Origin of the sequence: Actinomadura fulvescens, from assembly GCF_039533225.1 — a bacterium.
GTDB lineage: Bacteria > Actinomycetota > Actinomycetes > Streptosporangiales > Streptosporangiaceae > Spirillospora > Spirillospora fulvescens.
The window spans coordinates 399,050-416,957 of sequence record NZ_BAAATD010000009.1 but is presented as its reverse complement, the minus strand read 5'-3'; the positions used below and the strand labels follow the sequence as shown (position 1 = coordinate 416,957).

General features: G+C 68.3%; 14 protein-coding genes and 1 pseudogene. 2 read left to right on the top strand and 13 right to left on the bottom strand.

Annotated features, from left to right (window positions below; all coding sequences use genetic code 11):
* The 5 genes from ABD333_RS31825 to ABD333_RS31805 all read right to left on the bottom strand — a co-directional run bounded on the left by ABD333_RS31825 (nt 1) and on the right by ABD333_RS31805 (nt 7,001).
* On the bottom strand, nt 1-462 hold the full coding sequence (locus tag ABD333_RS31825; protein ID WP_344546226.1) for a SixA phosphatase family protein: 462 nt from the start codon (nt 460-462) through the stop codon (nt 1-3).
* A 782-nt stretch (nt 463-1,244) separates the two neighbouring features.
* Entirely contained in the window at nt 1,245-3,725 is a 2,481-nt protein-coding gene (locus ABD333_RS31820) for a sodium-translocating pyrophosphatase (RefSeq protein ID WP_344546225.1), read from the bottom strand.
* Nucleotides 3,726-4,690: 965 nt separating this feature from the next.
* Complete coding sequence (locus ABD333_RS31815) at nt 4,691-5,527, bottom strand: hypothetical protein (protein WP_344546224.1); 837 nt, start codon at nt 5,525-5,527, stop codon at nt 4,691-4,693.
* Nucleotides 5,528-6,195: 668 nt separating this feature from the next.
* Nucleotides 6,196-6,636, bottom strand: coding sequence for an ATP-binding protein (locus tag ABD333_RS31810; RefSeq protein WP_344546223.1), 441 nt, complete (start codon nt 6,634-6,636; stop codon nt 6,196-6,198).
* Nucleotides 6,637-6,647: 11 nt separating this feature from the next.
* Nucleotides 6,648-7,001 carry an STAS domain-containing protein gene (locus ABD333_RS31805; protein ID WP_151559424.1) on the bottom strand — a complete coding sequence of 118 codons (354 nt, stop codon included), beginning with the start codon at nt 6,999-7,001 and terminating at the stop codon, nt 6,648-6,650.
* Between the two features lie 241 nt (nt 7,002-7,242).
* Here ABD333_RS31805 and ABD333_RS47640 point away from each other — a divergent pair.
* Both ABD333_RS47640 and ABD333_RS31800 read left to right on the top strand, forming a co-directional pair.
* Nucleotides 7,243-7,488: pseudogene (locus ABD333_RS47640) on the top strand (helicase); the annotation flags it as partial.
* Nucleotides 7,468-10,326, top strand: coding sequence for a Zn-binding domain-containing protein (locus ABD333_RS31800; RefSeq protein ID WP_410558557.1), 2,859 nt, complete (start codon nt 7,468-7,470; stop codon nt 10,324-10,326). The pseudogene ABD333_RS47640 and the gene ABD333_RS31800, both read left to right, overlap by 21 nt.
* A gap of 375 nt (nt 10,327-10,701) precedes the next feature.
* Here ABD333_RS31800 and ABD333_RS31795 read toward each other — a convergent pair whose 3' ends face one another.
* The 8 genes from ABD333_RS31795 to ABD333_RS31765 all read right to left on the bottom strand — a co-directional run bounded on the left by ABD333_RS31795 (nt 10,702) and on the right by ABD333_RS31765 (nt 17,702).
* On the bottom strand, nt 10,702-11,115 hold the full coding sequence (locus ABD333_RS31795; RefSeq protein WP_344546247.1) for a DUF6338 family protein: 414 nt from the start codon (nt 11,113-11,115) through the stop codon (nt 10,702-10,704).
* A 105-nt stretch (nt 11,116-11,220) separates the two neighbouring features.
* A complete protein-coding gene (locus ABD333_RS31790; RefSeq protein ID WP_344546221.1) occupies nt 11,221-12,504 on the bottom strand; it encodes a hypothetical protein in 1,284 nt (427 codons plus the stop codon).
* Between the two features lie 206 nt (nt 12,505-12,710).
* Nucleotides 12,711-13,091, bottom strand: coding sequence for an Rv3654c family TadE-like protein (locus ABD333_RS47635; protein ID WP_410558552.1), 381 nt, complete (start codon nt 13,089-13,091; stop codon nt 12,711-12,713).
* A gap of 1,288 nt (nt 13,092-14,379) precedes the next feature.
* Nucleotides 14,380-14,739, bottom strand: a complete 360-nt coding sequence (locus ABD333_RS31785; RefSeq protein ID WP_344546220.1) for a TadE family type IV pilus minor pilin — start codon at nt 14,737-14,739, stop codon at nt 14,380-14,382.
* Nucleotides 14,736-14,927: a DUF4244 domain-containing protein gene (locus ABD333_RS31780; RefSeq protein ID WP_344546219.1), complete on the bottom strand. Its 192-nt coding sequence runs from the start codon at nt 14,925-14,927 to the stop codon at nt 14,736-14,738. Before ABD333_RS31780 ends, ABD333_RS31785 begins: the two co-directional genes overlap by 4 nt.
* Before the next feature lie 119 nt (nt 14,928-15,046).
* On the bottom strand, nt 15,047-15,487 hold the full coding sequence (locus ABD333_RS31775) for a type II secretion system F family protein (RefSeq protein WP_344546246.1): 441 nt from the start codon (nt 15,485-15,487) through the stop codon (nt 15,047-15,049).
* Nucleotides 15,488-15,786: 299 nt separating this feature from the next.
* Nucleotides 15,787-16,314: a type II secretion system F family protein gene (locus ABD333_RS31770; protein WP_344546218.1), complete on the bottom strand. Its 528-nt coding sequence runs from the start codon at nt 16,312-16,314 to the stop codon at nt 15,787-15,789.
* 218 nt (nt 16,315-16,532) lie between these two features.
* A complete protein-coding gene (locus ABD333_RS31765) occupies nt 16,533-17,702 on the bottom strand; it encodes a TadA family conjugal transfer-associated ATPase (protein WP_344546217.1) in 1,170 nt (389 codons plus the stop codon).
* Between the last annotated feature and the right edge of the window lie 206 nt (nt 17,703-17,908).

Genomic DNA, 17,908 nt, shown 5'->3' with positions numbered 1-17,908 from the left:
TCAGCCCTTGGGCGTACGGGTCACCGTGAGCGTGCCCCGCCATGCCTCGGCCCAGGACGCGGTGAACTCGATGACGGCGAGCGCGCACGTCGGGAAGGCGTCCGGGGCGTCACCGGTGAGGTCGTGCACGAGCTGGTGCACCGAGGGGTTGTGCCCGATGAGCAGCAGTGCCCGTACGTCCTCGTCCGTCTCACGAACGAGGGACGCCAGCGTCTCGGGGTCGTTGTCGTAGATCCGTGCCTCGAAGCTCACCTCGGCCTGGAACGCGAGCCCTTCGAGGGTCTCCCGGGTACGCACGGCCGTGGAACACAGCACCCGGTCGGGCACCAGATCGTTCGCTCGCAGCCACTCACCGGTCGCCGCGGCGTCACGCCGGCCGCGGTCGTTGAGCGGGCGGTCGATGTCGGCGAGCCCGAGACCGGCGACGGCCTTGGCGTGGCGTAGCACGATGAGCGTCGGCATAGCCGCAACCCTAGCCGCGCGTTCAGGGAGCGACCATCACGCCGATCCCCCACAGAACCAGCATGATCCCGAGCATCCCGCCAATCACAATGGCGAACCCCTTAGGCCCCGACATCGTCTGCTTCCCGTCGCTCATCGCCACGCCTCCCGTCCTGAAATCCCAACCGTCCCGCCACGAGCGCCACAGCAACCGCCACCGACGCCTCACCGCAGCCCAACACCCGCGCATCTACCAATCCGCCACCAACCCCCGGCTGGACACGGCTGGTACCTGGCCTAGGCCGGGCACGACCGATGCCTAGCCCCGGCCGAGCACAAGCGATGCCCAACCCCGGCTGAGCACGACCGATGCCTAGCCCCGGCCGGGCAGGAGCGAGGCCCAGCCTCGGCCAGGCACAGCACAACCGATGCCCAGCCTCGGCCAGGCACGACCGATGCCCAACCCCGGCCGGGCACAACCGATGCCCAACCCCGGCCAGGCACAACCGATGCCCAGCCCCGGCCAGGCACAACCGATGCCCAACCCCGGCCGGGCAGGAGCGATGCCCAACCCCGGCCAGGCACGACCGATGCCTAACCTCGGCCGGGCACGGCTGGTGCCTGGCCTCGACTGGGCACGAGTCGTGCTTGGTCTAGGTCAGGCACGAGTGGTGCTTCGACCGAAACACGAGCGGATCCGCGTCCAGCGTACGACCGCTCCGCTCGTGCCTCCGCACCCCACCCCGGTCAGGCGAAGGGGCCGGTGGCTGGTGCCACCGGCCCCTTCGGGGTTGTGTCGCGGGTCAGGCCTTGTTGGCGGACGACTCGCGGTCGGAATCGGGACGCGGCTTGGGCGGCGTCTCACCGGCTTCGCCGTCCTCGGTGGTCTCGGCGGGCGGCGCCGCCGAGCCCGACTCGACCTCGCCGCCGGCCCCGGCGCCCGGAAGGGTGCCGGTCGTGGTCCCGCCGACGACCGCCGGCTGGCCCTCACCGGAACCGATCGGGTCGGCACGGCGCTTGGAGAGCAGGATGGCGCCGACAACGATGATCACCGCGCCCCCGGCGACGCCGATGCGCAGCGGGATGTTGCCCGCGTACGTCACGACGGCGTCGGCGATGAGCAGCGCGACCAGGTTCATCACCTTGATCAGCGGGTTGATCGCCGGACCGGCGGTGTCCTTGAACGGGTCGCCGACCGTGTCACCGATCACCGTGGCCTCGTGGGCCTCGCTGCCCTTGCCGCCGAGGTAACCCTCCTCGACGAGCTTCTTGGCGTTGTCCCAGGCGCCGCCCGCGTTCGCGAGGAAGACGGCCATGAGCACACCGCACGCGATCGCGCCGCCGAGGAACGCGCCCAGCGGCGCGTACCCGAGGGCGAAGCCGACCGCGATCGGCGTCATGATGGCCAGCAGTCCCGGCGTGGCCAGTTCGCGCTGGGCATCGCGGGTGCAGATGTCCACGACCCGGTCGTAGTCGGGCTTCTCGGTGTAGTCCATGATCCCGGGCTTGGTGCGGAACTGCTCGCGCACCTCCACCACCACTCGGCCCGCCGCCCGGCTGACCGCCATGATCGCCAGGCCGGAGAACAGGAACACCACGGCCGCACCGATGATCAGCCCGATCAGCACGTTCGGGCTGTCGATCGAGATGCTGAACACCGCGAAGTCGCCGAGCGCGTCCTTGGCGTCGTCGGAGGCGTCGGCCAGCGCGCTGACGACGGTGGTCCGGAACGAGCCGAACAGCGCGGTCGCCGCCAGCACGGCCGTCGCGATCGCGATGCCCTTGGTGATCGCCTTGGTGGTGTTGCCGACCGCGTCGAGGCGTTCGAGCACCGCGGCGCCCTCGCCGTCCACGTCACCGGACATCTCGGCGATGCCCTGCGCGTTGTCGGAGACCGGGCCGAAGGTGTCCATGGACACGATGACGCCGACCGTGGTCAGCAGGCCGGTGCCCGCCATCGCGACCGCGAACAGCGCGACCGTGGTGTTGCCGAAGCCGAGCAGGAACGCCCCGTACACCGCGCCGGCGATCACGAGCGCGGTGTAGACCGCCGACTCCAGGCCGAGCGAGATACCGGAGAGGATCACCGTCGCCGGGCCGGTCCGGGCGCTGTCGGTGACCTCCTTCACGGGCTTGCGGGTGGTCTCGGTGAAGTAGCCGGTCAGCAGCTGGATGGCGCTGGCCAGCACGATGCCGATGATCACCGCGCCGAGCGCGACGATCTGCGGGTTGGCGTCCAGGGCGAGGATCTTCGGGTCTGTGACGCCGGCCAGCTCCTCGAACGAGGACGGCAGGTAGGCGAACGCCGCCACGGCCACGAGCACGGCCGAGATGATCGCCGAGATGAAGAAGCCGCGGTTGATCGCCGACATGCCCGAGCGGTCCTTGTCCCGGGGCGCCACCGCGAAGATCCCGATCACGGCGGTGATCACGCCGATCATCGGCACGATCAGCGGGAACACCAGGCCCTCGGTGCCGAACGCCGCCGTACCCAGGATGAGGGCGGCGACGAGCATGACCGCGTACGACTCGAACAGGTCGGCCGCCATTCCGGCGCAGTCACCGACGTTGTCGCCCACGTTGTCGGCGATCGTCGCGGCGTTGCGCGGGTCGTCCTCAGGAATGCCCTTCTCGAGCTTGCCCACCAGGTCGGCGCCCACGTCGGCGGCCTTGGTGAAGATGCCGCCGCCGACTCGCATGAACATAGCGAGCAGGGCGGCACCGAAGCCGAATCCCTCCAGGACCTTCGGGGCGTCGCCCTTGTAGGCCAGCACGACCACGGCGGCGCCGAAGAGCCCGAGGCCCACCGTGAACATTCCGGCGACGCCGCCCGTACGGAAGGCGATGCGCATCGCCTTCTTCTCGCCGCCCTCTTCACGGGCCGCCGCGGCGACCCGGACGTTGCCGCGCACGGCGAGCCACATGCCGGCGAACCCGGTGATGGCCGAGAACGCGGCACCGATGACGAAGAAGACCGAACGCCCGATTCGTTCCCCGGTCGAATCGGCGGGAAGCAGGAGCAGTACGAGCGGAATCAGCACCACGAAGACGGCAACGGTGCGGAACTGGCGTTTCAGATAGGCGCTGGCGCCTTCTTGCACGGCCCGAGCGATGCTCTGCATCTTCTCGGTGCCCTGACCGGCGGCCAGTACCTCACGTACCAGACCTCCGGCGACGGCCAGTGCCAGCAGCGCGACCACACCGACGACGACGACCAGGGTGAGGTCGCCGCCGCCGAGATCCACTTCTGCGCTGGCCGGGCTTGACAGGGAAAGCCCAGACATCCGTCCTCCTCGACAGGGGCGTGCGATCTTCGATCGCCAAAAAGACGATCTCTACCGCGTACCCCGCGGAGAGCGATTTGACGCCTCACAACGGCAACGCGGGTGCCGGGAGTCTACGCACGCCACGTCTGGATTAGAAGCCTGTCGGTTCCTTAACGAGGCCGAAATGAAAAAGCAATCGACTTTACGCCGCGATTTGACCTGAAAGTGCCGAGAAACAGAATCTCCGCAGGTCATCCCGGGTCAGCCAACTCTACCCCCTGTCGATCTTGACACGTCCCGGACGCCCCACCAGCAACCGGACGTTCCCCCCAGCCACCCCGCCCGCCACTTTCAGACACCCCCTAACAGCAATTAACTACCACCCCAAACCCCAATCGAAGATCGACTTGAAAGACAATCCCACAACCGATTTCCACTCCACTCACCGGGGTCCCATTAACCGCAACTCTCACAACCGTCACACCAGTAACAAACCCCCACCCAACAAGCCCCGCGATCCCACCCGCCCAATCACCCAGCGCAGACCACCTGTCCCGCGTACAGCGGCCCTACCCGATAAACAGCAAAACCGCCCCCGCGCAGCCCAACCCCTCCGCACTGCATGACCCTCCATACGCAGCCCACGCGCAACACAGCCGCCGTAGACAACCCGTCCCAGCCCACCCTGCCCGCACACCGCCTCCGCGCAGCCCGGCCCTCCCCACACGAAGCACGACTTCCCAACGCCCAACCCACCGCGCCACCTGCGCACCCCGCCCTGCCTGCATGCAGCTCGCCCTAACTGCCGATTGCCCGTTCCCGTGCTCGGCCCCCGCCGGTCAAGTACGCAGCCTTGGTTCGGCCGACCACGCAGGTTAGGAACTTCCACTTGTGCAGAAAGCGAGGGAGCCCGTGTGCCAGGTAGATCCGAGCGGAGCCGTTGGCAACGACTGCAGTGGCCGCCCACCCCACATGCGAACGCGTTATGCCGGCTGACGGTGGGCACGCAGGAGTGCGGTCAACAGGACGAGCCCCGCACCGATCGCCAGGGCGTACTCGATCAGTGCGACTGGGGGGTACTCGGGAGTCTCATAGTCGCCGGGTTTCAACAGCGCCAGTGGCAGCTTCCAGGCGTTCCAGGCGAACAACGATCCGGACGCGACGAAGGCCGGCATCGTGAGAAGCCAACGAGGCACTCGCGGCGCGTGGCGACGAACGATGAGGTGAACGCTCGTGGCGGCGGCCAACGCCGCGGTCCCCCAGGTGCCCATCAACAGCCTTGCATTCCGGTCCACGAGATCGCGGCGGTCGGGTTCGAGGCCGAACGTTCCGCCGAAGGCCCACGCGAACCACAGCACTCCCAGGACGGCGCTCACCACCACCGCGCCCCGGACCAGGACGGGGCGTTGTGACGGATTCGTACGGCCGTCGTCGAGCCGCCCTGTGAAGACGTCCGGAAAGCGCTCCAGCATGTAGATCGGAAAGGCGATCGCCAGCCCCACGGCCATCCCGGCGAAGCCGATGGTGATGAAGACCCCTTCCCAGGCCGGCATCGTGCTCTCGCCGTCATCGCCGCCCGAGCCTCCCAGTGCCGCGCTTAGCAGCATGAACGGAATCATCGGCACCAGGAAGCCGGTCCCCACCCACGCCACCAGCACCAGCGGCGCGGCAGGGATTCTGCGGCCCAACGGCCGGGTGAGCGCCAGGGCGAGCCCAATTCCGATCACGGCCATCCCCACCGTGACCACGTTCAGCATGATCCACTCAGCGCCACCGACCTCGGACCCATGGCCCAGCAGTCCGGCGACCACCCAGATCATCTTGACAAGGAGATAAAGCGACAGTGCGGAGGCCGCCCCATATCCCGCGAACCGCCGCACAGTACTCCACCGCGCCCCGACGAGCGGTTGCCCATCGACCGGCACACCCCGTTCCCCATCCTGAACACTCATGATCCCGAGTCTTCAGAAGCCGCAGTCCACCAACCTCCCCCGCGGGGACCGGCACCTTCCCCCGCAAGAGTGATCCCATAACCGTCCACCGCACCGCCCGCGGTACGCGTCCGGCCGCTTCCACGCGGCACGCAGAAGCTCGGAGCGGCGCACGCGTGCGCCCGCGTGCGCTTCACTCTGCTCCCGCAAGACCGCGGCCGCCAAAAAGCTCGCCATTCTCGCGTGCCGCGATGCCGCCTGACGGTGGGCACGCAGGAGTGCGGTCAACAGGATGAGCCCCGCACCGATCGCAAGCGCGTACTCGCTCAGTACAACTGGGAGGTACTCGGAAGTCTCGTCATCGGGTTTCGTGTGGCCTCGGCTCGTGCGTCGCATCCTGTAGGGCTGGGCGATGCCACGCGGACTTGCGGGTGTGGGTGTTGCCCGGGACTACGCGTCCGACCCGTTCGGCTACCGCAGTTCGACGGGGGCAGGAGGCCGGACATGCGCAGAGGCCCCGCCGATGGCGGGGCCTCTGTTTTCGGGTCTGTTCCGGCTCAGGCCGGGGCGCCTGCCTGGGCGGGCCAGCTCATGCGGATCTGAACGCCCTTGGGAGTCGACTCGATCTCCACGTCGTCGGCCAGCCCGGCGATGACGGCCAAGCCGAGCTCCGCCGCGCCGTCGCCGAGAAGGAAGTCGGGTTCGTTGGGCGCCGCGACCGGGGGAAGGCCGCCCGCGGCGTCGTCACCCGGAACGGTGTCGCTCACCACGACCTCGAACCGGCTCCCCGCACCGTTCAACTCCAACCGCACCGGCTCGTCCGGGCAGTGCCTGCGATGCGCCTCCACGGCACGCGAGCACGCTTCGCCTACCGCGAGCCGTACCTCGTCGAGGAGAGCCTCGGCCACACCGCTGCGGCGAGCCACCGCAGTGACGATCAGCCGAGCCGTCCGGACGTGTACCGGCAGCGCGCTAAAAGAGAGCTCAACGGTCGCCATCTGCGCAACCGCTACTTGGCGCCCTTGCGCTTCTCCTGTGCTTCGGCGATCGAGTCGTGGATGCCGAAGACCTTGGTCAACCCCGTGATCCGGAAGATCTTGAGGATGCGCTCCTGCGTGCAGACCAGCTCCAGCGAGCCGTCGTGCGCGCGCACTCGCTTGAGACCGCCCACGAGCACACCGAGACCGGTGGAGTCGAGGAACTCGACCTTCTCCATGTCCACGAGGAGGTGGAACTTGCCCTTGTTGACCAGGTCGATGAGCTTCTCGCGAAGCTTCGGCGCCGTGTAGACGTCGATCTCGCCCTCCACGTTGATGACCGTCAGGCCATCGTCAGTGGTGTAGTCGTTCACCTTCAGGTCCACAGATCCTCCAGCGCCGTACCGCAAAACTCTGATCCCATACCCCCCGGCGGTTCGAGGGCAACGAGACTCCGCCGTGATTCAATCACGCTCCGGTGCCGCGTACGCACGTTATCGCCCACTCGGGCGAAACTTCGCGCGATCCCGTCTGACCTGCTGATCCGCCTGTCAGGGCAGGGGGCAGGGGAGCTCTAACGCCGGGGCGTTCCCGGGTTTCTGCCCAGACTGGCAAACTGAAAACCTGATGTCCCCTCAAAGATCTCGCAGCCCCCTCGAACGGCTTCTCGCCGACCCCACGCGTCGCGACCGCATCACCCATGTCGAGCGTGTTCCCGCACGTCAGGGACGTCGCGCCGCGTGGCCGAGCTGGGCTCCGCAGCTGCTGGTGGACAGGCTGACCGCCGCGGGCATCGAAGCTCCCTGGGAACATCAGGCCGCCGCCGCCGAGCACGCCCGCGCGGGCCGTTCTGTGATCATCGCCACAGGCACGGCTTCCGGGAAATCGCTGGCCTACCTGCTTCCGGCCATCGCCGCGATCTACGGCGAAGAGACCGACGACGACCATCGTTCAGCCGTAGGCGAACAGCTTCCGGCGCCGGCCGACCCCGATGACGAACGGATCGTCCCGCCGGCGAGGCCCGGCGAACCTCCCACCGCACCCGCCCGGGACACGAGCTCCAAGGCGTCCACAAACACCGAGGTCCAGGACACGACCGAGACCGAGGCCGCCACCGCGAGCGAGGCCCAGGCCGCCACCGCGCCCAAGCCCGAGGCCACCACCGCGAGCGAGGTCGGGGGCGTCACCGCCGCCAAGGCCGAGGACACCACCGCGGCCAAGGCCGAGGACACCACCGTCGCCAAAGCCGAGGACACCACCGCGAGCGAGGCCCAGGCCGCCACCGCGCCCAAGCCCGAGGCCGTCACCGCCGCCAAGGCCGAGGACGCCACCGCGCCCAAACCCGAGGACGCCACCGCCGCCAAGGCCGAGGACACCACCGTCGCCAAGGCCGAGGACGCCACCGCGGCCAAGGGCGAGGACACCACCGGCGCCAAGGGCGTAAGCGCGAAGGCGAACGCGGGCGAGAGCGCCACTACGGCCCATGCGGAAGCCGCGAGCGCGATCAACGCCGAAGGCGCAGCTGCAGCAGCTGCAGCTGCAGCTGCAGCTGCAGCGGCGGCGGTGGCGGCGGCGGCGGTGGCGGCGGCGGCGGACTTCCCCGTTCAAGCCAGAATGTCGGCCGACACCAAGGCCACAACCAACACCGGAAGGGCGATCTCAGCCACCACCGAACGTGATTCCGGCACACCACCCCGCTCGCGATCTGTAAGGCGGCATCCCGAGGGCACCGTCCTCTATCTCTCACCGACGAAGGCGCTCGCCGCCGACCAGCTGCGAGCGTTGCGGTCGTTGCGCCTGACTCGCCTACGGGCGGCGACGTACGACGGTGACACCCCGCCGGACGAGCGCACCTGGGTACGGCAGCACGCCAACTACGTGCTCACCAACCCCGACATGTTGCACCGTTCGATGTTGCCGTCCCACTCGCGCTGGACCGCGTTCTTCCGCCGCCTGCAGTACGTGGTCATCGACGAGGCGCACGGCTACCGGGGTGTCTTCGGTTCGCACGTGGCGCAGGTGCTGCGCCGACTGCGACGGATCTGCGCGCGGTACGGGTCGTCGCCGGTCTTCATCCTCGCCTCGGCGACCACCTCCGAGCCCGCGACCACCGCGTCCCGCCTGACCGGGCTGGACGTGGTCGCCGTCGCCGACGACGCCTCACCGCGCGGCCCCGCCACGTTCGCCCTCTGGGAACCACCGCTCACCGACCTGCGCGGCGAGCACGGCGCGCCCGTGAGGCGCACGGCCACCGCCGAGACCGCCGACCTTCTCGCCGATCTGGTCGTCGAGGACGTTCAGACTCTTGCCTTCGTACGTTCCAGACGCGGCGCCGAGTCGGTCGCCCTCAGCGCCAAGCGCGCGCTTGGCGAAGTAGCCCCTCAACTATCCGACCAGGTCGCGGCCTACCGCGCCGGATATCTCCCGGAGGAACGGCGCGCGCTTGAGGCCGCCCTCCGTACACGTTCCGTCGTAGGCCTAGCCAGCACCAACGCCCTCGAACTCGGAGTGGACGTCTCCGGCCTGGACGCGGTCCTCGTCTGCGGCTGGCCCGGCACACGCGCCTCCCTCTGGCAGCAGGCCGGACGAGCGGGACGGTCCGGCCAGTCCGCGCTCGCCATCCTGGTGGCCCGGGACGATCCGCTCGATACCTTCCTCGTCCACCATCCCGAGGCGATCTTCGGTACGCCGGTCGAAGCGACCGTGCTCGATCCCGACAATCCGTACGTCCTCGAACCCCATCTCTGCGCGGCCGCGGCCGAACTCCCCCTCACGGAAGCGGACACCGAGCTCTTCGGCCCGTCCACCGCCGATCTCCTCCCCGACCTGGTACGCAGAGGCTTCCTGCGGCGCCGGCCGGCCGGGTGGTACTGGACGCGGCGCGAGAGGGCCTGCGACCTCGCCGACATCCGCGGCGCGGGCGGCGCGCCCATCCAGGTCGTCGAGGCCGCCACCGGCCGCCTGCTCGGGACCGTGGACGAGGCATCGGCGCACACCACCGTTCACGAAGGTGCCGTCTACATCCATCAGGGCGAGTCGTTCATCGTCCAAACACTCGACCTCGACGACTCGGTCGCACTCGTCGAACCCGCGGAGCCGGACTACTCGACCACCGCGCGCGACGTCACCGACATCACCATCGCCGAACGCCTCCGTACCACCGCGTGGGGCGAGGCGACGCTCTGCTTCGGCACGGTCGACGTCACGCGCCAGGTCGTCGCCTACCAGATGCGCCGGACCCAGACCGGCGAGATGCTCGGCGAAAAGCCTCTCGACCTCCCACCGCGCACCCTCCGCACACGTGCCGTGTGGTGGACGCTCTCAGAAGAGCAGATCGACTCGTTCGGCGACCTGGACCTCGCCGGAGCGGCCCATGCCGCCGAGCACGCCTCGATCGGCCTGCTGCCACTCTTCGCGACCTGCGACCGCTGGGACATCGGCGGCGTCTCCACCGCCGTCCATCCCGACACCGGTCTCCTGACGGTCTTCGTGTACGACGGACATGAGGGCGGCGCGGGCTTCGCCGAACGCGGCTACTCCGACGCCGCCGAATGGCTCCGCGCCACCCGCAACGCGATCGAGTCATGCGAGTGCGACTCCGGCTGCCCGTCGTGCATCCAGTCCCCCAAATGCGGTAACGGCAACGACCCGTTGGACAAAGCCGGCGCCCTGACCCTCCTAGCCGAACTGCTCCGCCAAGCCCCCTCCTAAAGAGGGCAGAACGACTCCCCGCCGCCCATCAACATCAGCTCATCCGTCCGCCACTCGAACACGCCCGCAAGAGACGTACGAGAGCCGCCCACCCGCCACCACGCGGGGAAGCCGCCCATCGCCACAACACACGGGAAACCGCACACCCACTGCGGACACACGGGAAACGCAGACAAGCCACAGACGCGCGGGAAGCCACACTTCCCCTACCGACGTGCGCAGGGGCCGAACATAGCCGCAAACGTGCGGGAAGCCGCACACAGGTACAGACGTGCGGAAGGCCGCACAACCACTACAGAAATTCCGGAAGGCCGCACGCCCGCCACACATACGGGAGGCGCACACCCCCACAAAAGTAGAGGGATTGCCAACACCTCAGCGAGATGTGGGGATGGAACGTCCGGGCTCGGCCACGCTCGGAGGGGCGGCCTGCCGGAAGCGGGCCAGCTCACGCTGAAGTTGGCGTTTCTCGAGTTCGAGGGTATGGATCGACTCTTCGTGTTCCTCGCGCAGCTCTCGCAGCTCACGGCGCACTCGTACGGACCGGTTGAATCCGAACGCCGCGATGGTCGTGCCCGCCATGAACAGAATGGCGACCACCGCGCCCGCCAAGAAGACCTGCCATTCGGCCGTCACCCCCGGCACGGTGTCGCCGAACGCGCTGATCTGAGCGTCTCCGGTGTTGTCCATGACCACGGCCGCAGCGACCACGATGGCGGCGACCGCCAAGGCCAGACCCAGGAAGACCATGCGGAGGATCTCCTCTCGACAATCCGGGCGATCAGGCAGATCTCAGCTGGTTAGGGAGCCTAGACCCTCCACAAAACGGCCGCCACAACTTCGCCGATCATGCCTCCGAATGAACGCTCACGCCGCCAGGCGTCGCCGAAGTTCCTACTTGTTCTTACGCCTGCGACCGCGACGGCCCTCAGCGGGCGAACCGGGCTTGGCGATCTGCACGTCAACGCCGTCAGTCCGCTTGCCGAGCGTCGCCGGGCGACGTCTGCTCGGAGACTTGGCGCTCGCCGCATCGGACGCCGGCGTCTTGAGCACAGCCGTATCTCCAGGCGCACCTGCCTCGCCTACCGCAGGCAGCGTGGCGGTCTTCGCCACAGCCTCGGCGCGGGCGATCCGTTCGCGCGCCTTCCTGACCCGCTTGCGGCCTGTGCCGCCACGAGCCATCCGGGCTGCCATGCCCTTACTGCTCACACCTGCCTGCGCAACGCGAAGGCGACGCGTCCATGTGCCGAGGTGAGCAGCGATGACCAACAGCACCAGCGCGATTCCCACGCTCTTGCCCCACTGCAGGCTGCTGGTGGCCGAGACAGGCTGAGCCTTGGCGTTCGCCTGGTCGAGCACCTGCGGCGTCGGATAGGTGAACCCCGGCGTCGCGCCATTGGGCTGTACGGAGGGCAGCGTGATCGGCGACTGGTTGTTGAACGGGGTCAGCGGCGTGGACGGCGTCGGGCCCGTCCCAGGCGGAGGGGTCGGGGCGGTCGAACCGGGCGGTGGCGTCGTATTGCCACCGCCACCACTGCTTCCAGCGTTGGCACTCGCCGAGGCGGCGCCCGAGTAGAGCGAGCCGCCCGTACCGCTGGGCCGGCTGGCGGTGACGCTGATCGGAACGCTTCCAGTGGTCCCGCTCGGCAGGGTGAAGCTGGCCGAGCAGCTGGTCCCCGAACAGAACTTGCCGGCCGATCCCGACCTGGAGCCGACACTGCCCGCCCTGACCGAGTAACCAGAGAGGTCGTTCTCAAGACCCAGGTTCCAGCGAACGTTCAGCTTGCCGCCCGAGACCGAGGCCGACACTCCGCTGGGCCGCGCCGGCGGGATGGCCACGGTGAACGTGTTGGTGTCGTACACCTTGTTGGACGGCCGTCCCACGAGATAGACGGTGTAACGACCGTTGCGCTCCAGATAGATGGGAGCCGACAGATCGCCCGAGATGCCCTTCTTGGTGAGGAACGTGTCGCCCCCACCGGGCGTCTTGACGCGCAGCTCCATAGAGAACGCGAAGTCGAAATGGGCCCTGGCGGTCACCGATGAACCGCTCCGGATCACCGAGCCGCTGCTCGGGGTCAGCACACTGGTCGTCGCGGCATCCGCGGCCAAGGGCAGACCCAGGACGGCAGATCCAGTCGCGAGTACAACCGCACCGATCCTGCGAATCCTGGTCACAGAGCAAATCCCTCCGTCGAACGGCGTTACCCGGCGCCCCTCGGGGGCGAGGGCGGCCGCCGTGTCTCGCGATAAGTCTGGGCTTACGGCAGCGTAACGTACCAGCTGGTATCGAACGTCACAGAACGGTGACAAAGAGGCTCCACCTGGCCGTTCACTCCCTCCCGGAACTTATTGTCAGTCTGTTCAATAGCCTCCGAGATGGATCAGGATACGCCTTCCACCTCCACAGGACCAGCCCTGGCCCGAGAGGAGACCCGCAGGGCATCCCTCGCGATCGGCACCTGAAGCACCACCGTCACCGTTACTTCGACGACTCTCCCCTTCACTCCACAGGCCGACAACCGCCCACCGGCCTTCACCGCGACAATCTCCGCCGCCCCACACGCGGCGGCCCTCCCTTCCGCGACCCGAGCAGCCCCGCCCAGTGCCGCAAGATCTGCAGCCGCATCCGCCCGATGCCGAGCCACCCGCACGCTCCCCACAGCCATGGCAGTCAAAGCAGCCACCCACACCACCCCCATAAAGGCGACAACCCAAACCGCCCCAGACCCACAATCCCCACCCGCCTTGCAGGCCCGTCGCATTGCGAATTCACCGCCCCTCTGAACAGCGAGCCATGACCCGGCACTGGCCCGTGCCGGCCGAACTCCATACGCGTCACCTACGGACCACCTCTCGGCGACCCACCGACCAGTGACCGACAAACCACTGGCCCGAGTACTGGCATGCCACAGGCCGGGCCGTAGAGCCGGGCGGGAAAGCTTGCACCCGGCGGCCCACAACGAACGCAGCCGCACCACGATCGTTCAGCCCCCGGCAACACCAGCGCCTACACCCGCAGCAACACCACCCACGGCCAGTCACCTGCCGACCCGCGCCCCGCACCTACGGACCAGCGCCCCCGCAAAGGGACCTACGGACCGGCGCCCCACAAAGGCACCACCCCACGAACCAGCGACCGGTAGAGCCCCCGGTACCCAGGCCAGCGACACACAGAAGGCCTGACCTACGTCTCGGCGACCCGCGGTGCCCCTGACTTACGGACCAGCCGCCCGTCGAGGCGACGTGCGAAAGGTGACGACCCGTTGAGGCACCGACCTGTGGACTGACTTGGAGAGGCCCTGACGTGCCAACCGGCGACCCGCAGAGGCCCTGGCCCGCAGGCCAGCGACCCGCAGAAGCCTCGGCCCGCAACCAGCGCCCCGCAAACGCGACCTGCGGACCGGCGACCGGTCGAGGTCTGGCCTGCAGGCCAGCGGCTCGCAGACGCCTTGGCCTGCAGGCTGGCGACACGTAACGGCGCCTGGCCTACGACCATGGCCGGGCAGAGGCCTGACCTACAGTCCGGATCACTCCGAGAGCGTCTGACCTCTGACCGGCGATCCACAGCGTCCTGTAGGCCTGCGACCGCACAGGCCTACAGGCGCTGGCATACGGACCGGCGGCCCAATCAAGATGGCCTGCGGACCGGCGGACAGTAGAGCCTTTGACCTGCAGACCAGCGACTCATAGAGGGCCTCGCCTGCGAGTCGGCGACCCGCAAGGGCATCGATACCTACGGATCGTCGGACGGTAGAGGTCCTGGCTTGCGGACTGGCGCCCCACGGAGGGCTTGGTCTACGGCTCAGCGATCTCTAAGGCGGCCTTGGGGTGACGACTCGTTGAGGCCGTGACCTGGGGGTGGTGACCTGTTGGGGCCGTGACCTGAGGGCGATTTGTTGAGGCCGTGGCCTGAGGGTGGTGGTGCGTGGGGTCTTGGCCTATGGGCTCGTTGGGCGGTGGGCTACTGGCGGGGTCGTGGGGATTGGCGTGGTGATTCAGCTGATCGTGGGTCATGGGTGGTGGCCTCCTTTTGGGATTAGTGGGGCTTGTTCAGGGCGTGGCGGCTCCAGGCTCGGTTACGGCAGTGGCTTGTGCACGGACTCTCAGGGGGGCCAAGCCAGTGGGGGCTGGAGCTCGGACCTGGACGGTTACGGCGACCCGTGTTTGGTCGCCGTCTCGGGAGACCTCGATGGTTGATCCTTGTGGCACCGCACGGGCGACGGCCTCACGTACAGCCGGGAGGGATTCCCCGCGAGCGGCTGCACGTGCTCCGCTTCGTGCGGCATCGGTGCACGCGAGCTGGACCGAGGCGACTGAGACACCCCAGAGGGCGGCCACCGTGAGGAGCACCAGGCCGGGGAGGGCGACTGCGATCTCCGCTGTGACCGATCCACGGTCGTCCTCGGTCATCCGAGTTGCAGGGCCCGCTTGATGATTCCTAACAGGAGCGCACGGACGTCCGGGCTCGTTACGATCTTGAACAGCAGCCCGGCGAATGCGGCCGCGGCCACCGTGCCGACCGCGTACTCCGCCGTCGACATCCCCAGGTCGCGTGCCTCCCGCCGCCACCGCCGCACCGCTGTCTGTATCGCGCCCATTGGGGCTCCTTCCTTGTGGCTGGACGCCCGTTCGCGCCCACTTCCAGGCTGCGGCAACGCGCTTCGGACCAACAGGTGAACGTGGTTCTGTGGATAACTTTTTGGCCCGCCTGCCGGTGTCACCACGGCAGGAGGATCGTTGAGGCGATTCCGGCTATGGCGGGCACCACGCCCAGCAACATGAATGCCGGCAAGAAGCACAAGCCCAGAGGGGCGACGGCACGTACGCCCGCCGCTCTGGCTCGGGCACTAGCGGCTGTACGGGCGACCCGTCTTTGGTCACTCGCCAGTCGTGCCAGGGAGGGTGCCAGTGCGGTGCCGCTGCCGGTGGCGCGAACGGCGGTACGGGCCAAGGGCGCCAACGCGGGTTCGTCGGCGAGGGCCAGCCACGCGACGGCTGGGTCCACTCCCAATCTGATCTGCACCACGACGCTATGGAGCTCTTCGCCAAGGGGGCCGCCGACGGTCGTTGCCACAGCCTCTACGGCTTCCCCCCACGGAGTGCCGCCGCGCAGACATGCAGCTAGGAGGTCGACCGCGATGGGGAGGTCCGCGACCATCCTGGCCGATCTGCGGCGGCGTTCCGTTCGTTCCGAACGGCCGAACGATCGCTCTACAGCGATGGCGATGAGGATTCCGGCGACGAGACCGGCCGGTCCGCCGAGTGCTAGGGCGCTAACGATGCCGGCCAGGACGGCCGCGACGCGGCGTGTTCGTCGATCGCGGGTGCGAGGTGTCGCCTCGTTCAGGCGAGATGGCGGAGGCGTCGTGATCAGGCTGTTGAGTCTGCGGAACGCCGGCCGGGGCGAACGTGGAAGAAGGAAGCCGCAGGCCGCCATGCAAAGCGTTGCGGCGAACATCAGCATGCGTGCCCTCGGGGTGCCTCCGCGGCCTTGGCCAGACACCGGGTCCACCAGAGACCGATCGCGTCGAGTGTGACGCCGATGATGAGACAGCAGGCGCCCGGAATAGTTCCGAAGAGGAACGCCAGAGGGTTGGCGCCCAGTGCAGCCGCCATTCCGAGACCTAAGAGCGGAAGACCTGCGAGCAAACGCGCGGTCGCTCGCGGGCCGGCCAGCTGAGCGGCAACGTCCTGACGTTGTGCTTCCTCATCGCGCAAGGCGGAGGCCAGCCCGTCAAGGACCGTCGCGAGAGTGGCGCCGCGTTCAGAACCGATCCGCCAACAGGCAGCCAGCAGTCGTAAGCCTTCCGCACCTGGCCTTGCCGCCTGCTGGTCCAGTCGATCGATGGTGGACGGCTCTTGGGCCGCAGGGCTAACGCCAGGGTCAGCCGAAAGCAGCTCAGCCGCGACTCTGCGATCCAGGACAGCGGCGGATGCGGCGAACGCCTCGTCTGGAGTACGGCCTGCTGCGAGTTCTGCGGCCATTCCGTCACAGAGCTCGATGACACTCGTTCGCCGGAGGTGTTCTAGTCGTCGACGTGCTCTGATGTCGGCTGCCCAAGACTTGAGAGCACTCGGCAGACTGCCCCGAGAGGCATTCTGCACGCTGCGGACCAGTCCGAGCCTGCGGGCCGCCGGAGACGGACCGGTCAGGATCCAGATGGCGGCGGCCGCACAGAATGCGGCTGCCTCGGTCGCTCCGATCATGCCGTCCCCTCGGGTGTCCAGCGGTGGTCAAGGCGTGCGGCGAGCGCGGCCGCGCCGACTGACGTCAGGAGAGCGCCTTGCGCGTTGAACGACACCGCCGGGAGAACACCGACCAAGCCGTCCTCGCCTCTGTGGAAGAGGCAGACTTCGGCTAGGCGACGGTGTCCGCCGCCCGGCTCGCGTACGAGATGCACGACGACGTCAAGCGCAGCCGCTAGCTGACTATGCAGGGCCTCGCGGCTCAGCCCTGCCGCGCAGCCGAGAGCTTCCAGCCGAGCCGGTACGTCCGCGGCGGCGTTAGCGTGCAGGGTTCCGCAACCACCTTCGTGCCCGGTGTTGAGAGCGCTCAAGAGGTGAACGACCTCGGCGCCTCGTACCTCTCCGACGACGAGCCTGTCGGGACGCATGCGGAGGGCTTGGCGGACGAGTTCGTGCAAGGCGACGCCTCCCGCCCCTTCGACGTTCGGCGGACGCGCTTCCAGCCGTACGACGTGAGGGTGGTCGGGCCTCAGTTCGGCCGAATCTTCGACCAGGAGCAAGCGTTCCCCTGGATCGACTCTGGAGAGTAGGCAGCTGAGGAGTGTGGTCTTGCCGGTGCCTGTGCCTCCCGTGACGAGGAACGCGACTCGGGCAGCAATCAGAGCCGCCAGTAGTTTGGCGCCTTCGGGTGGGAAGGCCCTTGCGTCTACCAACTCGTCCAAGGTGAAGGTTCGTCGGCGCGGTAGGCGCAGCGACAGGCAGGTGCCGTTCGCAGAAACCGGCGGCAGCACGGCGTGCAAGCGCACACCGCCCGGCAGACGAGCATCCGCGTACGGTGTCGCGTCATCAAGTCGTCGTCCTGCCGCAGCCGTGAGGCGCTGGGCGAGCCGACGAAGCGTGGCCTCGTCCGAGAAACGTGTCGAGGTACGAACCAGCCCCTTCCCGGCTTCCACCCAAACCTCGTCCGGCCCGTTCACAAGAACGTCGGTGACCTCGGGGTCGCGCAGCAAGGGTTCGAGTGGACCCGCACCGACGAACTGCGCACGTAATTCATCCGATAGCGCCAGCACCTCGCGATCGCCCAGCAGCCGTTCCTCCGCACGCAGGGCCGCCGCGACCTGCCCAGCCGTGGGCTCGCCCCCCGCATCCGCAAGCCGATCCCTGACAGCATCTGAAAGCTTCCGCACGTCCTAACACTCCTCACTCGTCGTGGGCAGTGGGCAAACGCACCAAGCACAGGGCAGGCGCACGTCTGGCAGTGGCCGCGAACGCAGAGCTGCTGCACGTTCGCCCTCTAGCAGAGGCCGATAATGAGCGCACGCCAGTGCATGGCTACGGGTCTCTGCCTGCTTGTTCCGTCCGCGCAACCCCGGCCACAACCCGCCCCGGTGCT

Excerpts from the sequence above, each read along its gene's own strand:
- ABD333_RS31825 (WP_344546226.1), bottom strand. The coding sequence starts at position 462 with ATGCCGACGCTCATCGTGCTACGCCACGCCAAGGCCGTCGCCGGTCTC.
- ABD333_RS31820 (WP_344546225.1), bottom strand. The coding sequence starts at position 3,725 with ATGTCTGGGCTTTCCCTGTCAAGCCCGGCCAGCGCAGAAGTGGATCTC.
- ABD333_RS31815 (WP_344546224.1), bottom strand. The coding sequence starts at position 5,527 with ATGATCTGGGTGGTCGCCGGACTGCTGGGCCATGGGTCCGAGGTCGGT.
- ABD333_RS31810 (WP_344546223.1), bottom strand. The coding sequence starts at position 6,636 with ATGGCGACCGTTGAGCTCTCTTTTAGCGCGCTGCCGGTACACGTCCGG.
- ABD333_RS47635 (WP_410558552.1), bottom strand. The coding sequence starts at position 13,091 with ATGCGACGGGCCTGCAAGGCGGGTGGGGATTGTGGGTCTGGGGCGGTT.
- ABD333_RS31785 (WP_344546220.1), bottom strand. The coding sequence starts at position 14,739 with ATGACCGAGGACGACCGTGGATCGGTCACAGCGGAGATCGCAGTCGCC.
- ABD333_RS31780 (WP_344546219.1), bottom strand. The coding sequence starts at position 14,927 with ATGGGCGCGATACAGACAGCGGTGCGGCGGTGGCGGCGGGAGGCACGC.
- ABD333_RS31775 (WP_344546246.1), bottom strand. The coding sequence starts at position 15,487 with ATGGTCGCGGACCTCCCCATCGCGGTCGACCTCCTAGCTGCATGTCTG.
- ABD333_RS31770 (WP_344546218.1), bottom strand. The coding sequence starts at position 16,314 with ATGGCCGCAGAACTCGCAGCAGGCCGTACTCCAGACGAGGCGTTCGCC.